Consider the following 3530-nt stretch of genomic DNA (forward strand, 5'->3'; position numbering starts at 1 on the left):
TGTAGTGCGTCAAAATATAGCTTTATGAAACTGCATTCCTAAGTCAAATTATAACTATAATACTAATTATTATCTAGTGGTTATTTGCTTTTTTACTAAGCAGATTATTACTATAACAAAGCTCCTAATGACTTGACATCATCAGGAGCTTATTTTATGATTATTATAAAAACTAAAGAAAGGAAAAGGGAGAACCCAAGCCACCAAAGCAACGTTCTCCCTTTAAAATAAGAGTTAAAACTCTTATAGGATCTATTCTTATGATAAGATTATTCTCACAATTATGCAAGGTTTTTAAGCAAATTTCTTTTGAAAATGAGATAACTGCCTTTGATAAATATGTAGGTTCTATTAATATAGAGACTTTAGTATGTCCCATTTGTGGCGCTAAACATACATTATCTCCATTTGCGTCTTACAAACGCCATCTTGTGACCTATAATAATACCGTTCAAGATAATATAATCATCATTTCTAGATATAAATGTTCATCATGTAAACGTACCCACGCCCTCTTACCTTCGGTAATTGTTCCGTATATGTCATTTAGTTTTAAATTCACTGTGTACCTCATCCATGACTATCTTGTACATAAATATCACTCTGTGGAAGCTATGTGTGAACATTATGGCATTGCTATATCTACATTCTATCGAATTTTAAAGAAGTTTAAAGGACATAAACAAATATGGCTCGGACTTTTAGAGGACAAGCTCATTTCAAACTTAAGTTTTGTACAGCACATCATAAAGAGTTCCTTCGATGAACTTGAGGACTTCATAATACAATTTTTCAAGCGAAATGGTTCATCGTTTTTTCAAGGAACGTCATAATTTCACTATAAGCATATATTCTTCACTTTAATTTATACATGCCACTTAATACGATAATGGTCATTGAAATACCCATGTGATACCATTTTTGTAGAGGTGATAATAAATGAATAACAAAGAAATGATCGAAATAGCATCCACTAGATTAGCACTAATAGCTCCTGCTATAAATAATACTTTTACTGAGCGATCTAAAATTGCTTATTATAGACGTGTTTCTATTAACCCTGTAAAATTACCTAACGGTAATTCAGTTTTGTATAGCCCGGGGACACTTGCTAACTGGGAATCAGACTATAATAGATTTGGTTTTGATGCCCTTCTTCCAAAAATGCGTAGCGATATAGGCCAAACCAGAAAGCTAAGTGATGTTGCCATAGAGGAGATATACACTTTAAAAAATAACTTTCCTAAAATTAATGCTACGCTTATATATTATAAACTCATCGAAGATGGCTTTATTAAAGAAAAGGATGTGTCAATTTCAACTGTTCAACGGTTTATAAAATATAATGATATTAGATCTGCTAGATGTATCAACATGAAAGATAGAAAAGCTTTTGAAGAAGAATTTTCAACTGGAATGTTTCAAGGCGACACCTGTTACGGTCCATATATAACTGAAAATGGTGAGCGCAAGCGGACGTACGTAATTATGTTAATAGATGATAAGTCTAGATTAATAGTAGGCGGTAGATTCTTTTACAATGATAATTCTTATAACTTTCAGAAAGTACTTAAAGAGGCGGTAGCCAGGTATGGAATTCCCAATAAGATTTACTTGGATAACGGTTCTCCCTACAAAAATGAGCAATTAAGCCTTATCTGCGGTTCCCTTGGAATAGTAGAACTTCACACAATGGTAAGAGACGGTGCATCGAAAGGTAAGGTAGAAAGGAATTTCAGGACATTAAAAAGCAGATGGTTAAATGCTTTAGACGTAGAATCCATTTCCTCATTAGCGGAGCTAAATGATGAATTATTCACCTATATTAATAAGCATAACATAACTATTCATTCATCTACAAAACAGCGTCCTATTGATAGATATAAGAGCGATTTAGCTCATGTAAAAGTAGCATCTAATAGTGAATGGCTAGATAATTGCTTTATGAATCGCGTAAAACGGAGAGTAAATAATGATGCAACTATAAGCATTGATAAAACCTCTTATGATGTACCTATGCAATTTATAAGGCAAAAGGTTGAAGTGCGATATCTACCTGATGACATGGACAGTGCTTATATTTATTATGAAAACACTAAGTATAGCATTAGAAAAACAAACAAAGTTGAAAATGGTAAAACTAAACGTAAAAATCCGCTTAATATTGACTATTCAAAGGATGGTGCTAAATATGTTTAAGCAGTTTTATGGTATGACATTAAACCCTTTTGAAAAAGGTATTAAAGAAAAAGATGCATATATCTCAAGGGATTTAAAAGAAATGATATCAAGACTTGATTATCTTAATGAAACTAGAGGAATTGGATTATTTACGGCTTCGCCTGGTAGTGGAAAAACTTTTGCCCTAAGATGTTTTGCGAAGAAAGTTAATCCAAATTTAACAAAGGTTATTTATCTTTGCTTTACTACCGTAACTACTGCTGAGTTTTATCGTCAGTTTTGTATCTCACTAGGACTCGAACCTTGCTCTCGCAAGTCAGACATGTTTAAAAATATAAAAGACTATATGGAAAACATGAGCAGTGATAAGGGCGTCCATTACATACTTGTATGGGATGAAGCACAGTATTTGAGTAATGACATATTGAAGGATTTAAAACTACTCATGAATTTTTCTATGGACTCAAAGGACTGTTTTTCACTGGTTTTGATAGGTCAACCTATACTTAATAACATCTTAGAAAAACAGATACATGAAGCATTAAAGCAAAGGATCATAATAAATTATGATTTTGATGGACTTTCAGAGACTGAGGCTATAGAATACATTAATTCTAGACTCTCGTTGGCAAGTGCTTCTTCTGAAATAATTGATGATAATGCCATTTTAGCTGCATACAGAAGCTGTACTGGTTCTATAAGACGTCTAAACATGATATTAACCAAGGCTTTAATAATAGGTGCGCAGCACGAAAAAACAGTTATTGACACTGACACAATAATGGCTGCCGCCAATGAATTATCGCTTCGGTAATCACAGATTATTTTTTAGGAGGATTGTCTATGCTAATTAAATTTGAGTGTACAATGAAAACGGGTAAAAAAACAGAAAACTGGTCTGGAATGATAACTAAATTAACTGAATTTGGAAGTCATTATGAGCTTAAGATTGAAAGTAGAAGTGGATTTATTGTAGTTATAGGCAAAACAAATTTTGGAAATTTTGCTTGTATTCCTGACTATGATGTAGGCTGTCATATTTCTACCTTAAACGATTTATTTTGGAACTCAGAACGCTTACGTGCAATTATGAATAAAACAGATGCTATAACTGTGGCTCACGCCTTAAAAGCTGTCGCTGAACATATTGATTTAAACTAACATACTTGGGTAGCTATTATTGCTACTCATTTTTTATATAAAAGTAGCCTAATGGCTAAAAAAATTATACTAATACAATGATGTTTTCTTATTGATAAAGTGAATTTATAGTGGTAATCTGACGTAAATCAGTTACTAGTAATAGAAATAAAACGCCTTTTCAATTAGGTATAATTTGACGTTTAACA

Annotated in this window: 4 protein-coding genes; all 4 read left to right on the forward strand. The window is 32.4% G+C overall.

What is annotated here, in order from left to right; genetic code table 11:
* Nucleotides 1–260: 260 nt before the first annotated feature.
* The 4 genes from KPL55_RS25270 (at nucleotide 261) to KPL55_RS25285 (ending at nucleotide 3342) form a co-directional block, all read left to right on the forward strand.
* Nucleotides 261–833: a DUF6431 domain-containing protein gene (locus tag KPL55_RS25270; protein WP_216309521.1), complete on the forward strand. Its 573-nt coding sequence runs from the start codon at nucleotides 261–263 to the stop codon at nucleotides 831–833.
* 106 nt (nucleotides 834–939) lie between these two features.
* Nucleotides 940–2199 carry a DDE-type integrase/transposase/recombinase gene (locus tag KPL55_RS25275; protein ID WP_216309522.1) on the forward strand — a complete coding sequence of 420 codons (1260 nt, stop codon included), beginning with the start codon at nucleotides 940–942 and terminating at the stop codon, nucleotides 2197–2199.
* Nucleotides 2192–2995, forward strand: a complete 804-nt coding sequence (locus KPL55_RS25280; RefSeq protein ID WP_216309523.1) for an ExeA family protein — start codon at nucleotides 2192–2194, stop codon at nucleotides 2993–2995. Before KPL55_RS25275 ends, KPL55_RS25280 begins: the two co-directional genes overlap by 8 nt.
* Nucleotides 2996–3024: 29 nt before the next feature.
* A complete protein-coding gene (locus KPL55_RS25285) occupies nucleotides 3025–3342 on the forward strand; it encodes a DUF6618 family protein (RefSeq protein WP_216309524.1) in 318 nt (105 codons plus the stop codon).
* Nucleotides 3343–3530: the final 188 nt, after the last annotated feature.

Origin of the sequence: Clostridium lacusfryxellense (genome assembly GCF_018861735.1) — a bacterium.
GTDB classification, from domain to species: Bacteria; Bacillota; Clostridia; order Clostridiales; family Clostridiaceae; genus Clostridium_AD; species Clostridium_AD lacusfryxellense.